General features: G+C 69.2%; 24 protein-coding genes and 2 pseudogenes. 10 read left to right on the top strand and 16 right to left on the bottom strand.

The window, feature by feature from the left end:
* The first annotated feature begins 32 nt into the window (after nucleotides 1–32).
* Nucleotides 33–671, top strand: coding sequence for a GPR1/FUN34/YaaH family transporter (locus G6N61_RS04810; protein ID WP_163917499.1), 639 nt, complete (start codon nucleotides 33–35; stop codon nucleotides 669–671).
* A 3-nt stretch (nucleotides 672–674) separates the two neighbouring features.
* On the opposite strand, the gene G6N61_RS04805 is transcribed toward G6N61_RS04810, so the two are convergent.
* Nucleotides 675–1,595 (bottom strand): hypothetical protein, encoded by a 921-nt coding sequence (locus G6N61_RS04805; RefSeq protein ID WP_163917498.1) that lies wholly within the window; start codon nucleotides 1,593–1,595, stop codon nucleotides 675–677.
* A 100-nt stretch (nucleotides 1,596–1,695) separates the two neighbouring features.
* Between G6N61_RS04805 and G6N61_RS04800 the strand changes: the two genes are divergently transcribed.
* Nucleotides 1,696–3,030 (top strand): acyltransferase family protein, encoded by a 1,335-nt coding sequence (locus G6N61_RS04800; protein WP_163917497.1) that lies wholly within the window; start codon nucleotides 1,696–1,698, stop codon nucleotides 3,028–3,030.
* Here G6N61_RS04800 and G6N61_RS04795 read toward each other — a convergent pair.
* The 3 genes from G6N61_RS04795 to G6N61_RS04785 all read right to left on the bottom strand — a co-directional run bounded on the left by G6N61_RS04795 (nucleotide 2,991) and on the right by G6N61_RS04785 (nucleotide 4,951).
* Complete coding sequence (locus G6N61_RS04795; RefSeq protein WP_235887583.1) at nucleotides 2,991–3,272, bottom strand: thiocyanate hydrolase; 282 nt, start codon at nucleotides 3,270–3,272, stop codon at nucleotides 2,991–2,993. The two genes, G6N61_RS04800 and G6N61_RS04795, sit on opposite strands and share 40 nt — an antisense overlap.
* Nucleotides 3,273–3,368: 96 nt before the next feature.
* On the bottom strand, nucleotides 3,369–4,085 hold the full coding sequence (scnC, locus tag G6N61_RS04790; protein ID WP_163917495.1) for a thiocyanate hydrolase subunit gamma: 717 nt from the start codon (nucleotides 4,083–4,085) through the stop codon (nucleotides 3,369–3,371).
* 29 nt (nucleotides 4,086–4,114) lie between these two features.
* A complete protein-coding gene (locus tag G6N61_RS04785; protein WP_163917494.1) occupies nucleotides 4,115–4,951 on the bottom strand; it encodes an SH3-like domain-containing protein in 837 nt (278 codons plus the stop codon).
* A 121-nt stretch (nucleotides 4,952–5,072) separates the two neighbouring features.
* Here G6N61_RS04785 and G6N61_RS04780 point away from each other — a divergent pair, with 121 nt between their 5' ends.
* A complete protein-coding gene (locus G6N61_RS04780) occupies nucleotides 5,073–7,430 on the top strand; it encodes a Tex family protein (RefSeq protein ID WP_163917493.1) in 2,358 nt (785 codons plus the stop codon).
* A gap of 3 nt (nucleotides 7,431–7,433) precedes the next feature.
* Here G6N61_RS04780 and G6N61_RS04775 read toward each other — a convergent pair whose 3' ends face one another.
* Complete coding sequence (locus G6N61_RS04775) at nucleotides 7,434–10,286, bottom strand: MMPL/RND family transporter (protein WP_163917492.1); 2,853 nt, start codon at nucleotides 10,284–10,286, stop codon at nucleotides 7,434–7,436.
* A gap of 174 nt (nucleotides 10,287–10,460) precedes the next feature.
* Between G6N61_RS04775 and G6N61_RS04770 the strand changes: the two genes are divergently transcribed.
* Both G6N61_RS04770 and G6N61_RS04765 read left to right on the top strand, forming a co-directional pair.
* Entirely contained in the window at nucleotides 10,461–10,844 is a 384-nt protein-coding gene (locus G6N61_RS04770; RefSeq protein ID WP_163917491.1) for a DUF4267 domain-containing protein, read from the top strand.
* A 9-nt stretch (nucleotides 10,845–10,853) separates the two neighbouring features.
* Nucleotides 10,854–11,042 carry a hypothetical protein gene (locus G6N61_RS04765; RefSeq protein WP_163917490.1) on the top strand — a complete coding sequence of 63 codons (189 nt, stop codon included), beginning with the start codon at nucleotides 10,854–10,856 and terminating at the stop codon, nucleotides 11,040–11,042.
* Here the strand turns inward: G6N61_RS04765 and G6N61_RS04760 are convergent.
* From G6N61_RS04760 to G6N61_RS04730, 7 genes and pseudogenes are all read right to left on the bottom strand, one after another.
* On the bottom strand, nucleotides 11,039–11,698 hold the full coding sequence (locus tag G6N61_RS04760) for a TetR/AcrR family transcriptional regulator (protein WP_198339327.1): 660 nt from the start codon (nucleotides 11,696–11,698) through the stop codon (nucleotides 11,039–11,041). The two genes, G6N61_RS04765 and G6N61_RS04760, sit on opposite strands and share 4 nt — an antisense overlap.
* Before the next feature lie 68 nt (nucleotides 11,699–11,766).
* The gene (locus G6N61_RS04755; RefSeq protein WP_235887582.1) at nucleotides 11,767–12,726 is read right to left on the bottom strand and encodes a glycine betaine ABC transporter substrate-binding protein; all 960 of its coding nucleotides are present in this window, start codon (nucleotides 12,724–12,726) and stop codon (nucleotides 11,767–11,769) included.
* A 5-nt stretch (nucleotides 12,727–12,731) separates the two neighbouring features.
* On the bottom strand, nucleotides 12,732–13,493 hold the full coding sequence (locus G6N61_RS04750; protein WP_235887581.1) for an ABC transporter permease: 762 nt from the start codon (nucleotides 13,491–13,493) through the stop codon (nucleotides 12,732–12,734).
* A 17-nt stretch (nucleotides 13,494–13,510) separates the two neighbouring features.
* The gene (locus G6N61_RS04745; protein WP_163917488.1) at nucleotides 13,511–14,704 is read right to left on the bottom strand and encodes an ABC transporter ATP-binding protein; all 1,194 of its coding nucleotides are present in this window, start codon (nucleotides 14,702–14,704) and stop codon (nucleotides 13,511–13,513) included.
* Nucleotides 14,697–15,344 (bottom strand): ABC transporter permease, encoded by a 648-nt coding sequence (locus G6N61_RS04740; protein ID WP_163917487.1) that lies wholly within the window; start codon nucleotides 15,342–15,344, stop codon nucleotides 14,697–14,699. Before G6N61_RS04740 ends, G6N61_RS04745 begins: the two co-directional genes overlap by 8 nt.
* Before the next feature lie 290 nt (nucleotides 15,345–15,634).
* Nucleotides 15,635–16,096 (bottom strand): annotated as a pseudogene (locus G6N61_RS04735) (peptidoglycan endopeptidase); the annotation flags it as partial.
* Between the two features lie 311 nt (nucleotides 16,097–16,407).
* Nucleotides 16,408–17,187, bottom strand: a complete 780-nt coding sequence (locus G6N61_RS04730) for an SDR family NAD(P)-dependent oxidoreductase (RefSeq protein WP_163917486.1) — start codon at nucleotides 17,185–17,187, stop codon at nucleotides 16,408–16,410.
* Nucleotides 17,188–17,225: 38 nt separating this feature from the next.
* Here G6N61_RS04730 and G6N61_RS04725 point away from each other — a divergent pair, with 38 nt between their 5' ends.
* Together G6N61_RS04725 and G6N61_RS04720 are read left to right on the top strand one after the other, a co-directional pair.
* Nucleotides 17,226–17,708: an SRPBCC family protein gene (locus G6N61_RS04725; protein WP_163917485.1), complete on the top strand. Its 483-nt coding sequence runs from the start codon at nucleotides 17,226–17,228 to the stop codon at nucleotides 17,706–17,708.
* Between the two features lie 145 nt (nucleotides 17,709–17,853).
* On the top strand, nucleotides 17,854–18,438 hold the full coding sequence (locus tag G6N61_RS04720) for a hypothetical protein (RefSeq protein WP_179973568.1): 585 nt from the start codon (nucleotides 17,854–17,856) through the stop codon (nucleotides 18,436–18,438).
* Here G6N61_RS04720 and G6N61_RS04715 read toward each other — a convergent pair.
* The 3 genes from G6N61_RS04715 to G6N61_RS04705 form a co-directional block, all read right to left on the bottom strand.
* Nucleotides 18,390–20,054: an acyl-CoA synthetase gene (locus G6N61_RS04715; protein ID WP_163917484.1), complete on the bottom strand. Its 1,665-nt coding sequence runs from the start codon at nucleotides 20,052–20,054 to the stop codon at nucleotides 18,390–18,392. The two genes, G6N61_RS04720 and G6N61_RS04715, sit on opposite strands and share 49 nt — an antisense overlap.
* Nucleotides 20,055–20,105: 51 nt before the next feature.
* Nucleotides 20,106–20,528 carry a hypothetical protein gene (locus G6N61_RS04710; protein ID WP_163917483.1) on the bottom strand — a complete coding sequence of 141 codons (423 nt, stop codon included), beginning with the start codon at nucleotides 20,526–20,528 and terminating at the stop codon, nucleotides 20,106–20,108.
* Between the two features lie 97 nt (nucleotides 20,529–20,625).
* On the bottom strand, nucleotides 20,626–20,988 hold the full coding sequence (locus tag G6N61_RS04705) for an Rv0313 family protein (RefSeq protein WP_163917482.1): 363 nt from the start codon (nucleotides 20,986–20,988) through the stop codon (nucleotides 20,626–20,628).
* Between the two features lie 122 nt (nucleotides 20,989–21,110).
* Between G6N61_RS04705 and G6N61_RS04700 the strand changes: the two genes are divergently transcribed.
* Genes G6N61_RS04700 through G6N61_RS04690 form a run of 3 tightly spaced genes read left to right on the top strand, consistent with a single transcriptional unit; the run spans nucleotide 21,111 to nucleotide 22,980 of the window.
* Nucleotides 21,111–21,947, top strand: coding sequence for a nuclear transport factor 2 family protein (locus G6N61_RS04700; protein WP_163917481.1), 837 nt, complete (start codon nucleotides 21,111–21,113; stop codon nucleotides 21,945–21,947).
* Nucleotides 21,948–22,001: 54 nt separating this feature from the next.
* Nucleotides 22,002–22,565 carry a hypothetical protein gene (locus G6N61_RS04695; RefSeq protein WP_163917480.1) on the top strand — a complete coding sequence of 188 codons (564 nt, stop codon included), beginning with the start codon at nucleotides 22,002–22,004 and terminating at the stop codon, nucleotides 22,563–22,565.
* A gap of 37 nt (nucleotides 22,566–22,602) precedes the next feature.
* Nucleotides 22,603–22,980 carry a DUF732 domain-containing protein gene (locus G6N61_RS04690; RefSeq protein WP_220101435.1) on the top strand — a complete coding sequence of 126 codons (378 nt, stop codon included), beginning with the start codon at nucleotides 22,603–22,605 and terminating at the stop codon, nucleotides 22,978–22,980.
* Here the strand turns inward: G6N61_RS04690 and G6N61_RS04685 are convergent.
* Nucleotides 22,966–23,776 (bottom strand): annotated as a pseudogene (locus G6N61_RS04685) (SGNH/GDSL hydrolase family protein). The gene G6N61_RS04690 and the pseudogene G6N61_RS04685 overlap by 15 nt on opposite strands.
* Nucleotides 23,777–23,779: the final 3 nt, after the last annotated feature.

The raw sequence follows: 23,779 nt of genomic DNA, 5'->3' as shown, positions 1-23,779 counted from the left end.
CCGGGCAGCCCAGGCGCTCCTACTGTGCGGACATGACCAGTGTCGCGGACCGAATCGAAGCCCCACCCGCAGTCGACCACCCCGTCACGCCACCGAGACCCGAGGGCAATCCCGGGCTGATCGGGCTGCCGCTCATCATCCCGGGCGCCATCGGGCTGGGTGCGACCAACACCGGGCTCGTAAGCGCGTCCGCGGCAGCGATACCCGTCCTCGTCTCTGCGACGGCGATCGGGCTGCTGGTCACCACCATTTGGTCGGCGGCACTGCGGCAGAACGTCAACGCGACGATCTACGGCACGTTCTTCGGCTTCTACGGCAGCTACGGCGTTCTGGCACTTGGCTTCGCTCACGACTGGTTCGGCATCGCCGAGAGTGACGTGCGTCAGACCACCGCCCTGTGGCTGGCCAGCTGGCTGCTGTCGATCGGCCTGCTGACCGCGCTCACGATCCGGCTGCCGTGGCTGTACCCGGCCGTACTGGCCATCGTGGACCTGGCGCTGGTGCTGCTTCTGATCGGCAATCAGACCGGGAGCACCGCGGCGAACCAGGCTGCGGGCTGGCTGATCTTCGCCTTCGCCGGCATCGTCGTCTACTTCTACTTCGCCGCGCTGTGGGAGGAACTCGGAGGCGTTGCGCTGCCGCTGGGCCGCGTCTTGGTCGGGTCGGACTGACTGCTAGCCGCCGAACGTCGTGGTTCCCTCCGGACCCACCTGGAAGCCCCGGGTGGCGCCTGCCAACGTCCCGTAGCAGGCGACTCCGCCGGTGACGGCCATGCAGGTGGAGCCAGACCCGTTGACCCGGTAGCCGACCGGCAGCTGGCGTACGTTGCCCGGGTAGGCCGGGTGGTCGAACTTCGGGTCGTCGGTGCGGCGGATGCCCGCGCCGCCGGGCAGCTGCGCGAACACCTCGTTCTCGCCGGCTGCCACACCGGGAAGCGTTCCGTTGCAACCGATCTCGCCGCCGCTGAACACGACGATCGAACACGTCAGCCCGCCGTCGACGGTGAACACCGGGAACAGGTTCTTGGCTCCGGTACCGACGATGTAGGTATCGTCGCCCACGACGAAGTCGTTGGGGTCCGGAAACCCCTCGGGCAGACCGTCGGTCGCCGGGCCGATGCCGGTGCGGCCGGGGGAGACGACCATCCACTGCGCGGCGGGGCTGCCCTTCGTGCACGCCGTACGCGGTCCCGGGCCAACGGCGCATTCGAAGTCGCCGAACACGAGTTTCTGACCGTCGTGCAGCACCGGGGCGGCGTCACCGGACGCCTTGACGAACCTCGGGTTGGCCGTCGCACGAAGTCCGCGGGCATTGACGTCGGCAGCCAGGACGATCTCGTTGACGCCGATCAACGTCGCGGGCAGCTTCCCGTCGCAGCCGGCGGTGCCCCGAGTTGGCTGTATCGAGCACAGCAGCCCGTCGGGGGTCTGAAAGTAGGCCTCGCCGTCGGCGACGAACGCATCCGGAGCGACCGTCGCGTAACCGCTCAGATCGGGCATCGGAGCCTCGGCCCGGGCGGGCGCGGCCATGGGCGTGGTGACGGTCACCGCCGTCGTGGCGAGGAACGAGGCCAGGAGTACCAGTGCAGATCGCATTGCCTAGCAATGTAGGCGATGCCGGGCGCCAGCCCGAATTCTCGGAGAACGCGTAGTCCTACTCGTGGGCATCGCCGCGCCGGCCCGGCATGCTGATGTCATGGCCTTCACCAAGCCCGCGTCGGACGTACCCGAGGTCGCCGGCGAGACCAACCCGGGACGCGACCGCGCCGTGGACGTCGCCCGGCTTGGCGCCCTAGTGGTCGTCATGTTCGGGCACTGCGCGCTACTGCTCGCGACCATCGACACCCGCGGGCTGCGCATCGGCAACCTGCTCGGCGAGATACCCGATCTCGCCCCGCTCACGTGGGTGGCGCAGATCATGCCGCTGTTCTTCCTCGCGGGTGGCGCCGCGGGCGCCTACGGATGGCGGCCCGGCACGCCCTGGGGCGCCTGGCTCTTCACGCGCGCCCAACGCCTGTGCCGACCGGCGTTCTGGTACCTCGCGGCGTGGACGGTCGGCGTGCTCGTCGTGCGCGTCGTGCTCGGACCGGCGTCCGCGGCGGGCATCGGGCGCGAATCGGTGGCGCTGCTGTGGTTCCTCGGCGTCTACCTGGTCGCCCTGGCGTTCGTACCGGCGCTGATGCGCCTAGGGTCGTGGCGCGGCGTCGCGGCCGCAGTCGTGGGTCTCATCGCCGCCGCGGCGGTCGTCGACGGGATCCGCGTCGCGGTCGGCACACCGTGGGCCGGCGCGGCCAACCTGCTGATCGTCTGGCTCATTCCCGTCGTCATCGGCGTGGGCTACGCCAAGAAGGTGGTGCTACCACGCCCGGCACTGGTGGTGGCGGCTGCCGCTCTGGCCGCCCAGGTGGTCGTCGCGCTGGCGGGACCCTACGAGGTGGCACTGGTGGTGACCGGCGCCGAGCGGATGTCCAACGTGTCACCGCCCACGCTGCTGCTCGCGCTGCACTGCACCTGGATGTCCTGCGCCTTCGTCGCCGCGTCCGGCCCGATCCGGCGATGGGCGAGCCGGCCGCGGGTGTGGCGGGTGGTCGCCACGGGCAACGGCGGAGCAATGACCATCTACCTCTGGCACATCCCGGCGATCGCCGCCGCCACCTTCGCGCTACACGCCGTCGGCCTCGACGCCTACCAGGTCGATGCCCCGGGGTTCTGGGGGCTGCTCGCGTTGCGGGCCGTGGTGTTCGCAGTCGTCATGGCGGCCGCGTTCTGGTTGCTCTCACCGCTGGAACACCGTCGGCTGCCGTGGTGGGACGCCACCAGCACCGCCACCGGGGTCAGGTCGACACTCGCCGGCGTGTTCGTCTGCGCGGCGGGCGTCGCGCTGGTCCTGATGGCCAAGAACGGGCTGACCGGCGTGGACGGGTGGGGGTCGCTGGGATGCTTCCTCGCCGCCGCGGCGGCGGCGCGGGTCAGCATCGGGTCGTCGGCGACTCAGGACTCCAGCCGCGCCCGCACCGCAGCCAGCCGCTGACGGAGTTCCGGCTCGGTGATGATCCCGCGGACCATCAGCGAGTGGGCCAGCGACATCAGCTGACTCTCCGGGTAGGGCAGCGTGGAGTACACGCTCGCCGACAGGGCGTCCTCCTCGTCGCGCCGCTGCGCGAAGTCGGGGGCGGCCGACTCGCACGACGACTTGTCGAGGGCGTCGCAGAGACCGTCGAGACTGGTCTTCCAGGGCGGCACCGGATTCTCGACGCCGTACTTGGCCGCCATCTTCGGCCACACCTGGTCGCGCTCGACGATGCGCTGCAACGTCTCGCTCTCGACGGGCCCGATCTCGCGCGAAGTGCTCACCATTGCTCCCGGCGGTCAGTCGGCGGCGGGATGGACGGCGGGCCGGGTGTCGACGATCACGTTGGACGTGACCCCTGGCTTCGGCAGGGCGACGCCGATGAGACTGTCCCGGGTGACGATCTCGGCGAGCTGATCCTCGGTCCAGCCGTCGGTGCCGTCGGGACGCATCGGCATCACCATGAAGCGGTGCTTCTGGTTGGAGTCCTGAACGCGCACCTCGACGTCGTCGGGCAGGTAGAGACCGAACTCGGCGAGCACCTGCCGCGGCCACCGGACGAGACGGCGACGGTAGTTCGGCGTGCGGTACCACTCCGGCGAGTTGCCGAGAATGGGCCGCGGATAGCACGAACACAGTGCGCAGACGATGACGTTGTGCACCGTGGGGGTGTCCGCCAGGATCGAGAACGCCGTGAAGTCGCTGGGCGTGCCGAAGCCGGTGGGCTCCATCCAGTCGACGCCCACCTCCTTGCTGGCCGTCATCGGCTCGGCCAGGGCGAGGGCCTTGAAGTCGGGGTCGAGCCACGCGCGGGCGACCAGGCGGGCGGCCGGAGCAGGGCCGATGTGTTCGGCGAACTCGGTGAAGCGACGGTGCTCCTCGGCAGTGAAGATGCCCTTCTCGATGCACAGTTCGCGCAGCGCGATCTCGAGCACCTCGAAGTCGGTGATCTCGTCGACCATTGGTTTCACGGTCCGGTCGTGGTCGTGGTCGCCGTGGTCGTGGTCGTGGCTCACGTGCCCTCCTCGTCGTCGCTCTGGCGCGCTCAGGCCGGCCGCAGCCAGCGTTCGGGAATCTCGGTGCGCAGGGAGTCGGCGGCCGTGCCCGTGTAGCCGTGCCACAGGTCGGCCATGGTGAAGCGCACGACGTAGAACCACTCGGGCTTGGCGTCGGGGCGGTCCCACGTCTCGTCCTCGGCTGCCGGGCTCTCATAGGCGACCGCCGCGATCTCGCCGGTCGCGCCGCGGACGTACTCCGGGGTGCGGGTGTAGAACAGCACCGGCAGTTCGCGGACGACGACGGCGTCACCGACGGCGAAGCGCGGTTCACCGGCCATGCCGGCGTAGACCTGCGGGTCGCCCTTGCCGACGGCGTGCAGGTGGTGTGCGTTGCGCTTCACCGCCGAACCGTCGCCTTCGAACTTCGGCTGGGCCTCGGGGCGTTGCCCGTCCAGCCCGCCTGCGTAGCGGTCGGCCACCTCGGCCATGCGTTCGCTCAGCTCGGTCAACCCGATGTGATGCTTCTCGACGAGGATCCGCGCGACCGAGAGCAGCCAGCGCCCGTAGTACGGCAGGCCCAGGTAGACCGCGCGGCCCACGTCGACGTTGCCCATCCGCCGGCGCTCCTCGGAGAGCCAGATGCCCCGCCACGCCAGCACCTCGCAGATGACGTAGGTCATGTGCTCCCACAGCTCGTACTGCTTGTTCTCGTACTTCATGGGAGCGTCGGGTTCCCCGCCGACGTCGTGCACCGGCTTCAGGTACGCGGTGAGCCGTGCGTGATCGAGCAGATCGGGCGTGGGAGCGTCCGGCAGTTCGGGATAGGCCGACTCGAGCCGGGCGACCAGGTCGAGTTGAGCGGCACGTTCTGCGGCAGTACTCATGGAGTCCCCGTTCCACACTGGCTGGCGGGCCAAATCTAGATCAACCGAGAGCCGAGGCGGGCGGAATCGGCCGAATCCGTGCCCGCGCGGACCCGTCGGAGCCGTTCGGTAGGGTCGCCGCGTGACTTCGACCCCGCCCGTCAAGACCGTAAACGCCCGTCTCGCTGCGGAACTCGCCGTGGGGGAGACCCAGGTGGCAGCCGCGGTCCGGTTGCTCGACGAGGGTTCGACCGTCCCGTTCATCGCGCGCTACCGCAAGGAGGTCACCGGCAGCCTCGACGACGGCCAACTCCGGACCCTGGAGGAGCGCCTCGGCTATCTGCGGGAACTCGATGCCCGCCGGGTGGCGGTGCTGGCGTCGATCGAGGAGCAGGGCAAGCTCACCGACGAGCTGCGGGCGGCGCTGCTGACCGCCGACACCAAGTCGCTGGTGGAGGACATCTACCTGCCGTACAAGCCCAAGCGCAGGACGAAGGCCCAGATCGCCCGGGAGGCAGGTCTCGAGCCGCTGGCCGACCGCCTGCTCGCCGACCCGACGCTCGTCCCGAACGACGTGGCGGCGGAGTTCCTGGGCGACGACGTGGCCTACGCCGCGGCGGCCCTCGACGGAGCGCGCCAGATCGTCATCGAGCGTGCCGCCGAGAACGCCGAACTCGTCGGCGCGATCCGCGCGAAGTTCTGGGCCGACGGCACGTTGCGCACGGCGCCGTCGTCGGAGGAGGTGGGCAAGAGCGCCGCGGCGCAGAAGTTTCGCGACTACTTCGACTACTCCGAGCCGCTGGACAAGATGCCGTCACACCGCGTGCTCGCCGTGATGCGCGGCGAGAAGGAGCAGGTGCTGGCGCTGACCTTCGACGGCGGCGACGACGAGCCCTACCAGGTGCTGGTCGCCCAGGCGCTCGGCGTCGACCTCAGTGCGCCAGGCGCCGCGACGCCGTGGCTGGCCACCACCGTCCGCTTCGCGTGGCGGGTCAAGCTCATGGTCTCGGCCTCGGTCGACGCCCGGATCAAGCTGCGGCAGCGAGCCGAGCAGGACGCGGTGGCGGTCTTCGCCCGCAACCTGAAGGACCTGCTGCTCGCTGCGCCGGCAGGCACCCGCACGACGCTGGGTCTGGACCCCGGCTTCCGGACCGGAGTGAAGGTCGCCGTCGTCGACGGCACCGGCAAGGTGGTCGACACCTGCGCGGTGTTCCCGCACCAGCCGCAGAAGCAGTGGGACGCCGCGAAGGCGACGCTAGCCGCGCTCGTCGCTCGCCACGGCGTCGAGCTGATCGCCATCGGCAACGGCACGGCGTCGCGCGAAACCGACGCGCTGGCAACCGAACTCATCGCCGACATCCGATCGGCCGGCGCCACCGCGCCCGCCAAGGCCATCGTCAGCGAGGCCGGAGCGTCGGTGTACTCCGCATCGTCGTATGCCGCACACGAACTGCCGGACCTCGACGTCACCATCCGCGGGGCGGTGTCGATCGCGCGCCGCCTGCAGGACCCGCTCGCCGAACTCGTCAAGATCGATCCGAAGTCCATCGGCGTGGGTCAGTATCAGCACGACGTGACGCCCGGCATCCTGGCGCGCAGCCTCGACGCGGTCGTCGAGGACGCCGTGAACGCGGTCGGAGTCGACCTGAACACCGCGTCGGTGCCGCTGCTGGCCCGCGTCTCGGGCGTGACGGACACCCTGGCCGAGGCCATCGTCGCGCACCGGGAGAAGGCAGGGCGATTCGACAGCCGCAAGGCGCTGCTGCAGGTTCCCCGGCTGGGACCCAAGGCATTCGAGCAGTGCGCGGGCTTCCTGCGAATCAACGGCGGCACCGACCCCCTCGACGCCTCGGGCGTGCACCCCGAGGCATACCCGGTGGTGCGGCGGATCCTGGACCGCTCGGGCGTGACACTCGCCGAACTGATCGGCGACGAGCGGTCGCTGCGGTCGCTGCGGCCCGCCGACTTCGCCGACGACCGCTTCGGCATCCCGACGGTCACCGACATCCTCGCCGAACTCGAGAAGCCGGGACGCGACCCGCGGCCGGCGTTCACCACGGCCACGTTCGCCGCCGGCGTGGAGAAGGTGTCCGACCTGAAGCCGGGGATGATCCTCGAAGGCGTGGTCACCAACGTCGCGGCCTTCGGCGCGTTCGTCGACGTGGGCGTGCACCAGGACGGCCTCGTCCACGTCTCGGCGATGTCGGATCGCTACGTCTCCGACCCGCACGAGGTGGTGAAGTCGGGTCAGGTGGTCAAGGTCAAGGTCCTCGAGGTGGACGTCGACCGGCAACGCATCGGCCTGAGCCTGCGGCTGAACGACACCCCGCAGCGCGAGCAGGGCAAGCGCCCCGACCGCGGTGGACAGCCCCGCCGCGACCGGCCGCAGGCTGCGGGAGAGCGCCGCAACCCCAAGGCCGGCAACGACTCTCGGAAGAGCGCGCCCGCCGCATCGGGGGCGATGGCCCAGGCGCTGCGCGACGCCGGCTTCGGTCGGTGACCGCTAGCGGCTGATCGGGGACGCCGACAGCGGACGCTTGCGCACCACCTGCGGCCACCAGAACCACCGACCCAGCAGGGCCGCGATGGCCGGCGTCATGAACGCCCGGATGACCAGGGTGTCGAACAGCAGACCGAGCCCGATCGTCGTACCGACCTGCGCCACCACGGTCATCTCGCTGACCATCATCGCCATCATGGTGAAGGCGAACACGAGGCCGGCGGCGGTGACCACGGAGCCGGTTCCGCCCATCGCCCGGATGATCCCGGTGTTGATCCCGGCGTGCAGTTCCTCCTTGAGACGCGCCACCAACAGCAGGTTGTAGTCCGCGCCCACCGCCAGCAGCACGATGACCGCCATCGCCATCACCATGAAGTGCAGCGGGATTCCGAGCACGTGCTGCCACACCAGCACCGACAGCCCGAACGACGCGCCAAGCGACACCACGACGGTGCCGACGATGACCGCGGCCGCCACCAGGCTCCGGGTGATCAGCAGCATGATGATGAAGATCAGCGTCAGCGCCGAGATCCCGGCGATCAGCATGTCGTAGCCGTTGCCGTCCCGCATGTCCTTGAACGCCGACGCGGTACCGCCGAGGTACACCTTCGAGCCCTCGAGCGGCGTGCCCTTGATGGCCTCCTTGGCGGCCAGCTTGATCGCATCGATGCGCTCGATGCCACTGGCAGACAACGGATCACCCTCGTGGGAGATGATGAACCGCACCGACCTGCCGTCGGGTGAGATGAAGCTCTCCATGCCGCGCTTGAAGTCCTCGTTGTCGAAGATCTCCGGCGGCAGGTAGAAGGTGTCGTCGTTCCAGGAGTCGTTGAACGCGTCGCTCATCGCCGTCTGGTTCTCCGACGCCGCGGCCTGCTGGTCCTGCACGCCACTCTGGGTGGCCTGCATCTTGAGCATCATGTCGCGCTGGTTGCGCATCGACTCGATCTGTCCGGGCAGCAGCGCCTCGAGCTGAGGCAGCAGCGTGGCGAGCCGCTCGAGCGTGGGCACCAGCATCTGAATGTCCTCGGTCGTGGTGTTCACGCCGTCGAGGAGGTCGAAGATCGACCGCATCGCCCAGCAGACCGGGATGTCGTAGCAGTGCGGTTCCCAATAGAAGTAGTTGCGGATGGGGCGGAAGAAGTCGTCGAAGTTGGAGATGGAGTCCCGGATCTCGGCGACGTCGACCGCCATCTGCTTGGTCTTGACGACCATCTCCTGGGTCACCGCGTTCATCTGGCCCATCAGCGACGACATCTTGGTCATCGTGTCAATGGTGTTCTGCATCTCGTCGGCCTGAACCAGCATGTCGGCCATCCGGTCCTGGCTGTACTTGCGATTGAGGTCCTGGCTGATCCCGGACAGGCCCATCTGCGCGGGGATGGTGCTGAACTCGATCGGCTTGCCGTCGGGCCGGGTGATGGCCTGGACGCTCCCGATGCCCTCGACCCTGAACACGGCCTTGGCGATCTTGTCGATCACCAGGAAGTCCGCGGAGTTGCGCAGGTCCCGGTCGCTCTCGACCAACAGCAACTCGGGGTTCATCCGCGCGGGGTCGAAGTGCCGTTCGGCGGCGGCGAAGCCCTGGTTCGCAGGCAGATCGGTGGGCAGGTAGTTGCGGTCGTTGTAGTTGGGTTCGTACCCGGGCAGGGTGAGCAGTCCGATCAGGGACAGGGCCACCGTTCCGATCAGCACCGGACCGGGCCACCGCACGATGACCGCCCCGATCTTGCGCCACCCGCGGATGCGCATGGCGCGCTTGGGTTCCAACCACCCGAACCGGCTGGTGACCGTGATCAGTGCGGGCCCCAGCGTCAACGCGACCAACACCGCGATCGTCATGCCGACAGCCAGCGGGATGCCCAAGGACTGGAAGTACGGCAGGCGGGTGAACGACAGGCAGAACGTCGCGCCGGCGATCGTCATGCCCGAGCCGAGCACCACGTGGGCCGTGCCATGAAACATGGTGTAGTACGCGGACTCCCGGTCCTCGCCCATCGTGCGGGCTTCCTGATACCGGCCGATCAGGAAGATCGCGTAGTCCGTGGTCGCGGCGATCGCGAGCGTCACCAACAGCTGGGTGGCGAACGTCGAGAGCCCGATGAGGTCGTGATAGCCGAGGAAGGCCACGACGCCACGCGATGCCGCAAGGCCCAGCACCACCAGCACCAACGTCAGGAACACCGTCCGCAGCGACCGGTACACCAGCAGCAGCATCGAGATGATGACGCCAAAAGTCGCCAGCTCGATGATGCGGACGCTGCGGTCACCCGCGATCTGCTGGTCGGCGGCCAGTGCCGAGCCGCCGGTCACGTGCACGGTGACGCCCGGCGGGGGAGTGAGCCCCTCGACGATGCCCTGGATCGCCTCGACCGATTCGTTGGCCAGCGCCTCGCCCTGGTTGCCCGCGAGGTACACCTGGACGTAGGCGGCCTTCAGGTCGTCGCTCTGCGCCCCGGCTTCGGTGAGGGGATCGCCCCAGAAGTCCTGCACGTGTTCGACGTGCTGGTCGTCGGCCTCGAGCCGGGCGACCATGTCGTTGTAGAAGCGGTGCGCCTCGTCGCCGAGGGGCATGTCGCCCTCGAGCACGATCATCGCGGAGCTGTCGGACTTGAACTCCTCGAACACCGTGCCGACGCGCTTCATCGCGATCACCGACGGTGCGTCGGCGGGGCTCATGGAGACCGACTGCATCTGGCCGACGACCTCGAGCTGCGGCACCGTCAGGTTCAGTGCGGCGACGAGCAGGACCCACCCGATGATGATCGGAACCGCCAGCCTGCGGATCCACTTCGCCAGGCCGGAGCGGTGCGGGTGGGTGCTCGACGGAATCGGGTCGGTGATCCCGGTGGTCATCGGTGCGTCACCGGTCGCGACTCCTCACTCGGCAGCGTTAGGACAGCCTTACTCGATCGCCTTAGTAAAGCAGACTAGGTATCCCGGGTGCGACCGTTGCTGAGCGGGTTCTCAGGTTTTCTGCGGTCGACCAATCCGGGATGGCGACGGGCCGCGGCGACCTAGGCTCCAGCCATGCCGACCGATCGCGCCGCCCTGGTGGCGGGCAGCATCCGCCTCGCGAGCGGAGTGTCCTTCCTCGTCGACCCACTGCGAGCGAACCGGCTGTGGGGTGAGCCCGACGATCCAGGCCCGTCGGCGCGCCTGCTGCTGCGGTCGATGGGCTACCGCGACGCGTTGATCGGTGGCCTGCTGCTGGCCGCGGCGCTGCGCGGTGACGACACGCGCGGCTGGTTCCTCGCCTCCGGCGGCGCGGACGCGGCCGATCTGCTCGGCGGCATGAGCGTGCACCACGACCTCAAGCGTGGCCAGCAGGTCATCGGCTTGGGCGGCGCCGTGGTCGGCATCGGCGTCGGGTTGTGGGGCGCGCTGCGCGGCAGGCCGCGTTCGGACGTCTAGGGTCGGGCCATGCGTTTCGCCATCATCTGCGTCGGCGTGGTCGTCGCCCTGTTCGGCCTGCTGTTCACGCTGCAGGGCATCGGCGTGGTCGGCGGCAGCCCCATGAGCAACACGACGACGTGGACGGTCCTCGGCCCGATCATCGCGCTGATCGGCGTCGCGCTGGCCGTGGGCGGTTGGCGCACCCGCCGCAACTAGTCGGCGGCGGTCTGCCGGACGTCCATGTCGGCCGCGAACCGCGCCACGTGACCCAGCGACCGCTCCAACCGGTCCATCACGATCTCCGGCCCCAGGGCCGCGTCGTCGCCGTCCTCGACGAGGTCGCGGCAGGCGGTGACGATCGTCGTCGAGAACAGGGCGACCGCGAGGTCGAGATCCCCATCGTCGGGTGCGACGCCCATCTTGCGGGCCAGCGCCTCGACCGCCGCCGGGCAGCGATAGTCGATCGCGGCCTGCCGCAACGTGTCCGAGGAGTTGACGATGCGCAGGATCAGTGCGATGCGGTCGGTGGTCAGTCCCTCCAGCGAGCGGCGCGACACGCCGTCCAGCACCGCCATGTGCGCAGCCCGCAACGCCTCCATCGGACCGAGGTCCTCGGGAAGCGAATCCAGTTGCACGACGATCTCGTTGGCGAGGTCGTCGAGCACCGCGATGAACACGGCGTCCTTGGTCGCGAAGTAGCGGCTGAAGGTTCGGGTCGAGATCTCCGCGGCCGCCGAGATCTGTTCGACCGTGGTGTTCTCGTAGCCCTGTTCCAGGCAGAGGCGCACCGCGGCGTCGACCAGCATGCGGCGGGTGTTTCGCTTCTTCCGCTCGCGCAGGCTCGGCCTTGGCTCGGCGGACCAGTCGGACACGCCGGGAAGCCTACCGGCCAGGCGACGGTTGCTGGCGATCGTGAACGATTCGTCACGGATCGCTTCTGCTACGTCAGCAGACCCTGCTCGATCAGCCAGTCCCTGGCGACCAGCGCCGGATCCTCGCCGTCGTTGTCGACCTTCGCGTTGAGGGTCAGCATCACCTCGTTGGTCATCCGGGGATTGAGCTGGCCGAAGATCTCCGCGAGTTCGGGATGCGCCTCGAGCACTTCGGTCCGGATCACCTCGGTGAGGTTGTACAGCGGGAAGAACTGGCGGTCGTCTTCGAGCACGCGCAGGTTCAACGCGGGAATCCGGCCATCGGTGGTGAACACCTCGCCGAAGTTGCAGTCCCCGTTGGCCGTTGCGGTGTAGATGACGCCGGTGTCGAGGTTGGTCACCCGGCCGAGGTCTTCGCGCGTCAAGCCGTAGGTGGCCAGCATGGGGACGAAACCGTCGTTGCGGCTGGCGAACTCACTCTCGACGCAGAACGTCAACTCCTGCTTGGGAAGTCGCTCGAGATCGGACAGCTTGGTCACCCCGAGCCGCTCCGCCTCGGACTCGCGGATCGCGAACGCGTAGGTGTTGTTCATCGGCGCAGGCGGCAGCCACGTCAGGTCGTTCGCCCGGTCCGCCTCGTTGACCGCCTGCCACTGGGCTTGGGCACCCTTCACGGGCTGCTCGTTGCCGAGATAGTTGATCCAGCCGGTGCCGGTGTACTCGGGCGAGACGTCGGCGTTGCCGTCGAGCATCGCTTGCCGGACGCCGAAGCTACCCGGCGTGTTTGTCAGGTTGGTGACGTCTGCGCCCGCGGCAGCCAACACGATCGACACCATGTTGCCGAGGATGAGCTGCTCGGTGAAGTCCTTGGCGATGACCGTGATCTTCGCCCCGTCGAGCGAGTCGTAGTGCTGGATCGCGCCGGGGCGCGCCTCGAGTACGGCGCCGCTTGCCGAGCGCAGGCCGCACCCCGCGAGGGCGGTCGACGCGATGGCCAGCCCGGCGAGCACGGCGGTGGTGCGACGCAACGTGATCACTTCAGTCCCTTCGGCGATGCGACCATCTCGACCACGCGCGCCAGCCAGTCGATGGCCAGCGCCAGAGCGGCGACGAGGATGGCACCGACGACCAACGTGGTGCTCTGCTGCAACTTGATGCCCGTGGTGATCAGCTGGCCGAGTCCGCCCGCACCGGTGAAGGAGGCCAATGCCGCGGTGCCGACGATGAGCACCAGCGCGGTGCGCACACCCGCGATGATCACGGGCAGGGCGAGTGGGAGTTCGACCCGCCTGAGCGTGGAGAACGCCGACATGCCCATGCCGCGCGCCGCCTCGACCAGCTTGCGGTCCACGCCGTCGAGACCGACGACGGTGTTGGCGATGATGGGCAACGCGCCATAGACGGTGAGAGCGGCCACGGCGCCGGTCGCGCCGATGCCGAATAGGACCGCGCCCAGTGCGATCAGACCGATCGCCGGCGCGGCCTGGCCGAAGCCCGCGACGGTGATGATGGGCTTGGAGAACCGCCGCATCGAGCCGCGGGTCAGCAAGACGCCCACCGGGATCGCGATCAGGCAGGTCAGCACAGTGGCGGCGAGGCTCACGACCATGTGCTGGCGCAGCAGCGTCAGGAGCTCGGGGACGGCCAGCGAGCGCTTCTCCGACTCCGACACGTTGGCGGCGTGCACGTAGAGCAGCGCGCCGACGACTGCGACCACGCACAGCGTCGGCTGCAGGATCCAGCGGAGCCGTCCCGGCCGGGCGATGCCGGCGGCGGGGACGTCAGTGGTGACGATCGCGGGAAGCGCCGACGTCACGAGCCCTCCCGCGCCGGAGCACCGCGCAGGTCGGCCATCGCGTCCATGATCGTCTCGACGCGAATCGCGCCCTGGTAGACGTTGCGCCGGCCCGTCACGACGACGACGCCGTGCGAGGACGTGAGCATCAGATCGAGCGCGTCGTTCAGCGTCGAGGCGAGGCTGACGACTTCGAGGCCCTCGTCGCGGGACACGTCGGCAAGCGCGTTCGGTGCGGCGAGTTCGTCCAGGGACAGCCACCGCTGCGGGCGATCCTGCTCGTCGAGCACGATGACGTGCTGACGGCTGATCGCCTCCGCGGCACGAATGGCCGCGGTGGGATCGCCGCCGACGTGGGCGACCGCCGCTTCGTGCAGTTCGACGTCGCGGACCCGGGTCAACGTGAGTTGCTTGAGCGCGGCGCCGTGACCGACGAAGCCGCGCACGAAGTCGTTGGCCGGGTTGCCGAGGATCTCCTCGGGTGTGTCGTACTGGACGATCTTCGAGCCCTGGTCGAGGATCGCGATCTTGTCGCCGAGCTTCACTGCCTCGTCGAAGTCGTGCGTGACGAACACGATCGTCTTGCGGAGTTCCTCCTGCAGGCGCAACAGTTCGTCCTGCAGCCGCTGGCGGGTGATCGGGTCGACCGCGCCGAACGGCTCGTCCATGAGGAGGACCGGCGGGTCCGCGGCCAGCGCCCGGGCCACGCCGACGCGCTGCTGCTGGCCGCCGGAGAGTTCGCGTGGATAGCGGTCGCGGTACTTGGCCGGCTCGAGGTTGACCAGTTCGAGCAGTTCGTCGATGCGCGCCGAGATCCGCTTCTTGTCCCACTTGAGCAGACGCGGAACGATCGCGATGTTGTCGCCGACGGTCAGGTGCGGGAACAGGCCGGCACCCTGGATGACGTACCCGATGTGCCTGCGCAACTCGTCGGGGTCGCGCTGGGTGACGTCGTCGTCGCCGATGAAGATGCGCCCGCTGGTGGGTTCGATCAGACGGTTGATCATCTTCATGGTCGTGGTCTTGCCGCAACCCGACGGGCCGACCAGCATCACGATCTCGCCGGCCGGGATCTCCAGGGTCACGTTGTCCACTGCCGCGGCGCTCTTGGCGTCGTAGCGCTTGGTGACGCCGTCGAGCAGGATGCGCGCGCCGCCGGAGCGGCCGGCGTCCTGCGTGGCGCCGGAGTCGATGGTCGCTGAATCAGACAAGGATTCCCCTAGGGGTGGTGAGCCGGGTGACGAAGTTCAGGACGGTGTCGAGGACGACGGCGAGAATGAGGATGCCGACGGTGCCTGCGACGATCGAGTTCGTGGCGTTGGCACCGCCGGTACGGGAGATACCCGAGAAGATGTAGCCGCCGAGGCCGGGACCGAGCGCGTAGGCGGCGATCGCGGCGATGCCCATCAGCATCTGCGCCGAGATCCGGACGCCGGTCATGATGACCGGCCATGCCAGGGGGAGTTCCAGCCGAACCAGGGTGGTGACCCGGCTCATGCCCATGCCCCTGGCCGACTCGATCAGGGTGCGGTCGACTCCGTTGAGTCCGACCAGGACGTTGCGCAGTATCGGCAGGAACCCGAAGAACACCAGCATGATCACCGAGGGCAGGACGCCGATTCCCACGATGCCGACCAGCACGCCCAGCAGCGCATAGGACGGGATGGTCAGGCCGATTGAGGTGAAGGAGTTGCCGACGGCCAGGCCCCATCTGGAGCGGTAGATCAGGACGCCGACCAGGACTGCGGCCAGGGTCGCCAGGAGCAGCGTCTGAACCACCAGGCTCATGTGCTGATAGGCGAGGAAGGACAGCACCGACCAGCGGTCTCGTACGAAGTCCACGAACCCCATCAAGTACCGCGCCTCTCCGTACCGGGTGCTTCGGTGCCCGCCGAATGTACCCCGGTGAAACGTTTGGCAAACGGAAGTTCGCCGGGCGCAGCAAATCGGGGGAGGCGGGCGCCGGGCCGGGGGCGGGCTAGATCGCGGCGGGTGGCGGTGCAGGGACCAGGTCGGGGGCGGGTGCGGGGACCGCTTCGGGCGGGCCGGGGAAGGTTCACCGGTGGGGCGGGCACGTTGAGGGGCGGCGCGCTCAGCGGGTCGGGCGCCGGCGGCGCGAACCCGGCGTTCACGACGTCCGCGGGGGGCGGCGGAGGTGGAGGCGGGGCGAACGGGTCGAGCGGCGGGGGCGGCGGTGCGTCCGGTGGCGCTGGAGGTCCGGCGAGCGCCTCGGCGGGCAGGTACATGTGCTTGGTGAACTGCGACTGGAAGGCCCCGCCGCCGCCGACCTTGACGCCGCCGCCCTCGCCGGAGGAGACCGGTGTGCCGTCGGGCAGCGTCACCGCGGTGTGGCCGGAGTTCCAGCCGATGTTCAGTGCGCCCGGTTCGGAGCCGTACCGGAACCCGCGGGCCAGCAGAGCCGATTCCTGATTGCCGGTGTTGAACCGATCGCCGTAGACGGGTCGGCCGGTTGCCGCGTTGGACACCCAGGACGCCAGTCCGGAGCAATCCGTGCCTGCGGGCGAGTCGCCACCCGTCACGTACGGCGTCCCCGAGACCTGATTGACGAGTGTCAACAGCGTTGCGGTCGCGAATCCAATCATGTCGCCGGACGCTAGCAACGGGTTTTAGCTAGGGCCAAAATATGTGGCAGCGGTCACGTTTGATTCAGGTCATGGTGTGGGTCTCAGAAGACGTTGAGCGCGTTGCGATTTCACACGGGTTGGAGAACGCGCATTCGGGTCGCGTTCGCCAGGGCCGATTTCGGTGCCGGTGGCGTATGGGGAGAGTCGAGATATAAGACAGCACAAGCCTTTTGCACTTCTTGCAAGCGTGACCCACTGTCACGTTCGCGCCCGAGCGTGACTCCAGCGTCACGTTCGCGCCCGAGATCCCATGACGCGCATGCCGGCCCTCAGCGATGGACGCCCATGCCCCCGTCGACGTGAATGGTCTGTGCGGTGACGTAGCCGGCATCGTCGCTGATAAGGAATGCGACCACCGCGCCGATGTCCTCGCAGGTACGACCGACGCGACGCAGCGGCACGGAGCGAACGGCTCGCTCGAAGTCCTTGGGAGCCAATTGTTCCCAAGCCTGGACACCCTCGGAGTCCGCGAACGGACAGACGACGTTGACCCTGATGTCGTCGCGCCCCCACTCCAGGGCGGCGGCCTTCGACATGCCGCGCACTGCTTCCTTCGCGCCGGCGTAGGCCGCGAACCGGGCTTGCCCGCCGGTGCCGGACGCCGATCCGAGGTTGACGATCGACCCGCCACCGGCAGCCGCCATCACCGGATGCACGGCCTGCATGAGGAAGAAGGTGGCCCGCGGTGCGGTGTCGAACACCAGGTCGTAGTCGTCGACGGTGACGTCGACGAGCGCCTTGGGTTCATTGGTGGCCACGGCGTTGTTGATCAGCGCGTCGATGCGGCCGTGCGCCGCGAGCGCCGCCTCGACGACGAGCCGGGGGCTGTCCGGATCGCGGAGGTCGATCACGGCCGAATCCATGTCCAACCCGTCGGCTGCGAAACCCTCGGACGTGGCCGCGAGCCCGTCGTCGTCGCGGTCGACGCCGAGTACGCGCGCGCCACGGCTAAGCAGGGCGCGGGCAATGCCCCGCCCGACGCCGCGGGCAGCTCCGGTGACGATGGCCGTCTTGCCGTCCAGTGAGAGTGGGTGCGAGAAGCCCGTCATGGCGACAAGCTACCCGGCCGCCCGGCTAGGTTCGGCGGATGACGCGCGGCCGCACGTGGTGGACCCGCAGTGCCGACTGCGTGCTCGCCGAGGACGTGCCCGCGCCCCCTGAAGTCGTCCGCGACTTCTACGTCGACCTCTGCAACATCCGCGAAGTCCACCCGCTGGTCGTGTCGGTCCGCCCGACCGATCGGGTTCGGCGCCGCGACGGCTACGTGCAGAGCTATCGGGTGCGCGACCGCATCCGGCTGGGCCACCTCACCGTGGGGGTCACCTACACCGCCACCCTGACCGTTCCCGATGCCGGCGACGTGCTCACCGAGGCGCGCCAGTTCCCCTACGTGCGCCTCGACGGCGTCGTGTCGTTCGAGCCGAGCGCCGGAGGTACCCGGGTCACCGAGCGTCTTCGCGTGGTGGCGCCCGCACCGTTGGCCTCGGTCACCGTTCGTCAGGCCACGGCCGCCCACGTCGAGATGCTCGCCGGCATCCGGCGTCGTTTTGCTCAGCCGACCGGTCGATAGGCTCCGGCGGCGCGGAACCGCTGCGAGCCAGTTCCTTTCAAGATTGGGCCGACGACGCCGGGCTGCGTTGGTTCTTTACAGATCGCCTCCTTAATGTCACGCTCTTGGTAGTGTCGGGAAGCCCACGACAACCCCGGGAGCGAATGTGGCGAGCACTGGAACGTACGGCGTCGGTGGTGCACGGGCGGGTGCCCCGATCACCAGCAGGCTGGGCAAGTACCAACTCCGGGTGACGGCGCTCAACGCCACCGAGGTGGTGGCGCACGCCGGTGGATGGCTCGTCGACCGCGCCATGGCGGGCTGGGACGTCTCGGTCGTGCTGACCGAGGACTGCGACCCGCTACCCCTGCGGATCCTCGGCATGCACGCCGACCTGCCAGACGCAGACGACGACTCGATCGCGCCGCTGCGGTCGCAGTCGGTCGCGGTGTCGGCAGCGGCGATCGCGACCGATGAGGAGCTGCGCACCGCCGTCACCCGCACCGCCAAGCGAGGCCTCGCCGAGGTGATCGTCTGGGGTGACGCGGACGCCGCCCTGGTGCCGGGTCTCGAACCCGTCGTGCACGTCCTCAGCTCCGCGGCGCGCGCCTTCAAGACACGCGCTCTGATGGCAGCCCGAACGTGCCTCGACGTCGCACCCACCGAGACCTTCCGGTACCGCACCACGGCGGTACTGGCCGACTACCGAGACCTCACGCCCTCGGCTGCGACGCTCTTGGCCCAGCGGTAGTCGGCCTTGCCCGCGGGCGAGCGGACGATGGCCTCGGCCCGGACGAACGCCTTCGGGATCTTGTAGCGCGCGATCGACGTGCGGCAGGTCGCTACGAGCTCCTCGTCGGTGGCCGAAGCGCCCTCGGCGAACTGCACGACCGCGACCACCTCACTGCCCCAGCGCTCCGAAGGCCTTCCGACGACCACCACGTCGTACACGGCCGGGTGCGCCGCGATGGCCCGCTCGACCTCCTCCACGAAGATCTTCTCGCCACCGGAGTTGATGGTCACCGAGTCGCGGCCCAGCAGCTCGATGCGCCCGTCGTCGAGCACGTTGGCGCGGTCACCGGGCACCGACCAGCGCACGCCGTCGATGGTGGGGAACGTGCGGGCGGTCTTCTCGGCGTCACCGAGGTAGCCGAGCGGGATCAGATCCCGGCGGGCCAGCCAGCCCTTGCCCTCACCCGGTCGGAGTACGCGGTCGAGGTCGGCCGACACCACGGCGGTGTCGAACTGCGGGGTGAACGTCGCAGGCGTGGCCTCGGCGCCCGCGGCATTGAACGTGCTCATCTGCGCGCCCGACTCCGACGCCCCGACGGCGTCCATCACCATGATGTTCGGCAGGGCGGCGAGGATGCGCGCACGGACCGTCGGCGACATCGGCGCTCCGCCGTTGGAGATGGTCACCAACCCCGACAGGTCGTAGTCGCCCGCCTCGATCTCCTCGACCAGCGGCCGCGCGATCGCGTCGCCCACGACGGGGATGCTCAGCACCCGCTCCCGCTCGGCCAACCGGAGCACCTCGGCGGGTCGCATGCGCTCGACGTCGTCGGGGATCACGACGCGTCCGCCCATCGTGACCATGTTGAACGTGGCCCACTGGGCGGCACCGTGCATCAGCGGCGGGATCATCAGGATCGACATCGCCCCGGGGGACGCGCCGGCCTTGGCGGCGAGTTCCTCGTAGGACGCCAGCGGCTGTTCGCTGCCCCAGGGCCGTCCGCCCATCGAGGACAGGAAGATGTCGTGCTGGCGCCACAGCACGCCCTTCGGCATGCCCGTGGTCCCGCCGGTGTAGAGGATGTAGAGGTCGTCGCCCGTGGGCGTCGGCATACCGCTCGCCGGCGGCGGTGTGGTGACGACGGACTCGAAGTCGACTGCGCCGGGCAGCAATTCGTGTCCAGAGTCGTCGGCGACCTGGATCAGCACCGTCAGGTGGGGCAGCCGGTCCCGGATGGCGGCGACCCGCGGCGCGAACTCCGAGGGGTAGACCAGCGCACGCGACTTCGAGTCGGTGAGCAGGTAGAGCAGTTCCTCCTCGACGTAGCGGTAGCTGACGTTGAACGGTGCGACCCGCGCGCGGAACCCGCCGATCATGGCTTCGAGGTACTCGTTGCCGTTGCGCAGATAGATGCCGAGGTGGTCCTGCCCGGACTCGTGGCCGGCCAGGCCGTCGCGTTCGGTGTGGCAACCCAAGCCGACGGACGCCAAGTAATGGGCGAAGCCGTCGACGCGGGCGTCGACCTCGGCGTAGGTCATCCGGCGGTCGCGCCATACAAGGAACGTCTCGTCGGGAATGGACTTCGCGACCGACCCGAAGACGTCGGACAGGTTGAACTTCACGTCACCGCTCACAGCCGATGACCATACAGCTCTAGACGGTATGTATGGCCGAGGTCGGCGAGATCACCACGGGAAGAACCCAGCGCCGGTGAGTACTCCGGGCTGCCATCCACGCGCGCCGAGGCACACCATCGGTCGACCGTCGGGGGACTGCGCCGCCCCTTCCGGAACGCTGCACGGTGCACCGATCTGCTGTTCGCCGTGCAACGGTTCCGAGGCCACCCAGAACCCGGTGTAGACCGGCGGCCACTGGTTGGGGATGTAGTGGCACATCAGAGCCTGACCACCCCGGCCGCGACCGAAGATGAACCGCTCGTAGTTGTCACACGGGCCGGCCAGGGCAGCGTCGTACCGCATACCCGGAACGTCGGTGGGGTAGCGCCCCGGCTCGTCGGAGAAGTCGTTGCTCGGATCGGCGCCTGCGGCCGGCGCCAGCCCGATCGCGGCGGCCACCACTGCGGCGGCAATCGTCAGTTCGCGAATCATTGTGGTGCCCTCCTCGACGTCGTGGCAAAGCCTAACGGGTGCGCCTCGGGCGTCGAGCGGTTTCGCTCCGGTCAGGCCGGGGTCGAACGGGACCGGGTCACTCGGACGCGGCGTCGAGCACGCTCACGGCGATGCCGTACGGCAGGAAGCGGACCCGCCGCGTCGGGTCGGTGTTGTTCTTGTTGGCGCGCAACGCGTCCAGTTCGGTCGGGTAGACCTCTTCGATGTGCGCGCCGCCCTGGGCGTCGACGGTGTAGATCGACCACACCCCGTCGCCCTTCTCACCGGTCGTCTCCGGTTCGGCCTTCGGGCGCGACGTCTGGGTGAGGTCGCCGAGCAGCGTCGCCCAGCCGGCACCCCTGCTGATCTTGTCGACCGCGTCGCGCAAACCCTCGCCGGCCTCGCGAATGGCCCGGTCGAAGTCCTCGGGGTCGATTCCGAACGGTCCGTTCTGGCTCATCGCCATCCTCCTCGTACTGGTCGACCCCGGCTGGTGCGGGCGACCCCACCAGTGTGCGCGTGAAACGGACGGTTCGCCACGATCGGCCGTCGGACCTCACGTGCCTGGGCGACGATGTGTCGGTGTCGGAACCGCCTGCCTCAGCTGCCCCCGCTCCTGGAACCCCCGCACGCGGCGACCTGCTGGCCGCCGTCGACCGCTCGCCGCAGGCCGCGGCAGCCCACGACCGTTCGGCATGGGTGGGGCTGTTCGCGGACGACGGCCAGATCGAGGACCCCGTCGGATCGGCGCCGCACCGCGGCCACGACCGCATCGGACGGTTCTACGACACATTCATCGGCCCGCGCGACATCGCGTTCGGCCGCAGTGTCGACGTCGTGCACGGCTTCACCGTGGTGCGCGACCTGACGCTGCACGTCACCATGGGCGCCGAGCTGACCATGGCCATTCCGGCCTACCTGCGCTACGACCTGACGCCCGTTCGGGACGGCTACGCGATCACCCGGCTGCGGGCGCACTGGGAACTGCCCTCGATGGTCCTCGAGTTCGCACGCGGCGGCATCGCGTCGGTACGGCCGGGCCTCGGCCTCGGGCGCGGACTGCTGCGCAACCAGGGACCCGCCGGCGCCGTCGGATTCGCCTCGGGGTTCCGGCGCGCGGGCGCCGGGCGGCGTCGCCAGGTGACCGACCTGCTCGACGACGCGTGCGCGGGCAACGAAGTCGCGGTCCGGCGACGGCTGTCCGGCGGGGTGCCCGTGACGGTCGGCGACGCAGACCGGATCACCGCGTCGGATCTGGCGGCCCGGTTGCGCGGCGGACGGTGGCAGAAGGCGATCGCCGCGGGCAGCACCGTCACCGCCGGCGTCGAGGTCGACGGGCAGCGGGGCGTGCTGTTCGCCGACGTGGGTTCTGGCCGCGGCGCAGTCAGTGCCGTGCGCCTGTTCGTCGAGGACCGGTGAAGTTCGGGCGGGTCGGGTTGACTGCGCCTGCGGACGTGAGAACGTAGCAGGACCATGCCTGACCACCAGTATCTGACATACGAGGAATTCGGCCGCAGGTTCTTTGAGGTTGCGGTGTCCGAGGAGCGCGTCGGCGACGCGATCGCGTCGATCGCCGGCGACGAGTTCACCATCGGCCCGATCGCCCAGGGGCCCGGCAAGCTCGCCAAGGTCACGGCCAAGGTCAACGTGCAGACCCCGCAGGTCACCCGGCACGTGGGGGACTCGATCACGTTCTCGATCCGGATCCCGCTCGAGATCGACATGGTCGTGGACCTGCGCATCGACAAGCCGCGCTTCGTCGTGTTCGGCGAGATCTCGCTGCGGGCCGAGGCGATGGCCGCCGAGCCGCTGCTGCTGATCCTCGACGTGCACAAGCCCCGGGCGGCCGACATCGCCATTCACGTGACGTCGAAGACGTTGCGCGCCGAGGTGGTCCGGATCGTCGGCGGCGTCGACGCCGAGATCAAGCGGTTCATCGCCGCCCACGTGGCCGGGGAGATCGACAGCCCGGAATCGGTGAAGGCCAAGGTCATCGACGTGGCCCAGCAACTCGACGAGACCTGGACCGGCGTCTGAGTTGGGCCTGCCGCCGCCCGGGCCGTACGCTTCGGGCGTGCATCGTAGATTCCAGGCTGCTCGCGTGGCCGCCCTCGTCGCAGGCATCGCCGCCACGACCGTGCTGGCCGCCGCACCCGCTCACGCTGACCCGGTCGACGACGCCTTCCTCAATGCACTCGACAACGCGGGCGTGGCCATGACGGCGACGAACCCGGCCGACGCGGTGGCCATGGGACAGTCGGTCTGCCCCATGCTCTCCGAGCCCGGCCAGACCGCCGCCGACGCCGCTGCGAAGGTCGCCGACGGCGCAGGCATGTCCCTGGGACCGGCAACCATGTTCACCGGCCTGGCCATCTCGATGTTCTGCCCCGGCGCCATCGCGTCGATCGGCAACGGACAGAACCCGATTCCGTTCGGGCTACTCGGCTTCTGAGCGTTCGGCGACGGCACTGACGTAGCGGATTTCCGGCCGCTTCGGCCCACGGCCGTTCGCGCTGGAGAGCCCACGCAGGTTCCGCCGCACCCACGGCATCAGCAGATTCTGGGCCCACAGCGCCTGCGAGTACATCCTCGATTGCAGTCCTGGCATGACGACGTCCGGCCGCAGCATGGCCCAGTCATGGTTGCTGCCAGGCAGATTCAGGGCTTCGGCCGCCGCGGCCTCGAACAAGGCGTGTCCCGCGGGTGAGCCGTGCACGCGGTCGTCACTCCACGTCTGCGGGTCACTCATCGATGGCGCGCCGTACAGATCCACCAGCCGGAAGTCGTGCCGGGCCGCCGCCGCGCGGATGACGTCGTTGATCTCCACGACGCGCCCGGCGATCAGCCGCCCGACGGGAAGGATGCGAGAGGTCGGGGAACGTCGTGGTGACCACCGTCGCGCCGGACTCCGCGAGCCGGTCGTGCAGGAGGTCGAGGTCGGCCAGCGCGCGGTCGAAGGTGCGGCCAGGGCGTGTGACGTCGTTCATCCCGATGCACGTGGTGATCAGATCCGGCGCCATCGCCAGCGCCGCGGGCAGCTGCTCGTCGAGCACGCCGCGGATCCGCCTGCCGCGCACCGCGAGATTGGCGTACCGCAGACCGGGATGCAACGCATCGAGGTGCGCTGCGAGACGGTCGGCGAAACCGGCAACGCCGGTGGCATCGGTGCCGTCCCACAAACCCTCGGTCTGACTGTCGCCGAGGGCGACGTAGCGCTGAAATCCGTGGGGTGGGGGGCGCTTCGGCACGGC

The sequence above is a fragment of the Mycolicibacterium arabiense genome, from assembly GCF_010731815.2.
Classification (GTDB): Bacteria; Actinomycetota; Actinomycetes; order Mycobacteriales; family Mycobacteriaceae; genus Mycobacterium; species Mycobacterium arabiense.
This window is presented reverse-complemented; position numbering and strand designations above follow the sequence as displayed.

Coding starts and splice junctions, on each gene's coding strand:
- G6N61_RS04810 (WP_163917499.1), top strand. CDS start 33: ATGACCAGTGTCGCGGACCGAATCGAAGCCCCACCCGCAGTCGACCAC.
- G6N61_RS04805 (WP_163917498.1), bottom strand. CDS start 1,595: ATGCGATCTGCACTGGTACTCCTGGCCTCGTTCCTCGCCACGACGGCG.
- G6N61_RS04800 (WP_163917497.1), top strand. CDS start 1,696: ATGGCCTTCACCAAGCCCGCGTCGGACGTACCCGAGGTCGCCGGCGAG.
- G6N61_RS04795 (WP_235887583.1), bottom strand. CDS start 3,272: ATGGCGGCCAAGTACGGCGTCGAGAATCCGGTGCCGCCCTGGAAGACC.
- G6N61_RS04785 (WP_163917494.1), bottom strand. CDS start 4,951: ATGAGTACTGCCGCAGAACGTGCCGCTCAACTCGACCTGGTCGCCCGG.
- G6N61_RS04775 (WP_163917492.1), bottom strand. CDS start 10,286: ATGACCACCGGGATCACCGACCCGATTCCGTCGAGCACCCACCCGCAC.
- G6N61_RS04770 (WP_163917491.1), top strand. CDS start 10,461: ATGCCGACCGATCGCGCCGCCCTGGTGGCGGGCAGCATCCGCCTCGCG.
- G6N61_RS04765 (WP_163917490.1), top strand. CDS start 10,854: ATGCGTTTCGCCATCATCTGCGTCGGCGTGGTCGTCGCCCTGTTCGGC.
- G6N61_RS04740 (WP_163917487.1), bottom strand. CDS start 15,344: ATGGGGTTCGTGGACTTCGTACGAGACCGCTGGTCGGTGCTGTCCTTC.
- G6N61_RS04730 (WP_163917486.1), bottom strand. CDS start 17,187: ATGACGGGCTTCTCGCACCCACTCTCACTGGACGGCAAGACGGCCATC.
- G6N61_RS04725 (WP_163917485.1), top strand. CDS start 17,226: ATGACGCGCGGCCGCACGTGGTGGACCCGCAGTGCCGACTGCGTGCTC.
- G6N61_RS04710 (WP_163917483.1), bottom strand. CDS start 20,528: ATGATTCGCGAACTGACGATTGCCGCCGCAGTGGTGGCCGCCGCGATC.
- G6N61_RS04705 (WP_163917482.1), bottom strand. CDS start 20,988: ATGAGCCAGAACGGACCGTTCGGAATCGACCCCGAGGACTTCGACCGG.
- G6N61_RS04695 (WP_163917480.1), top strand. CDS start 22,002: ATGCCTGACCACCAGTATCTGACATACGAGGAATTCGGCCGCAGGTTC.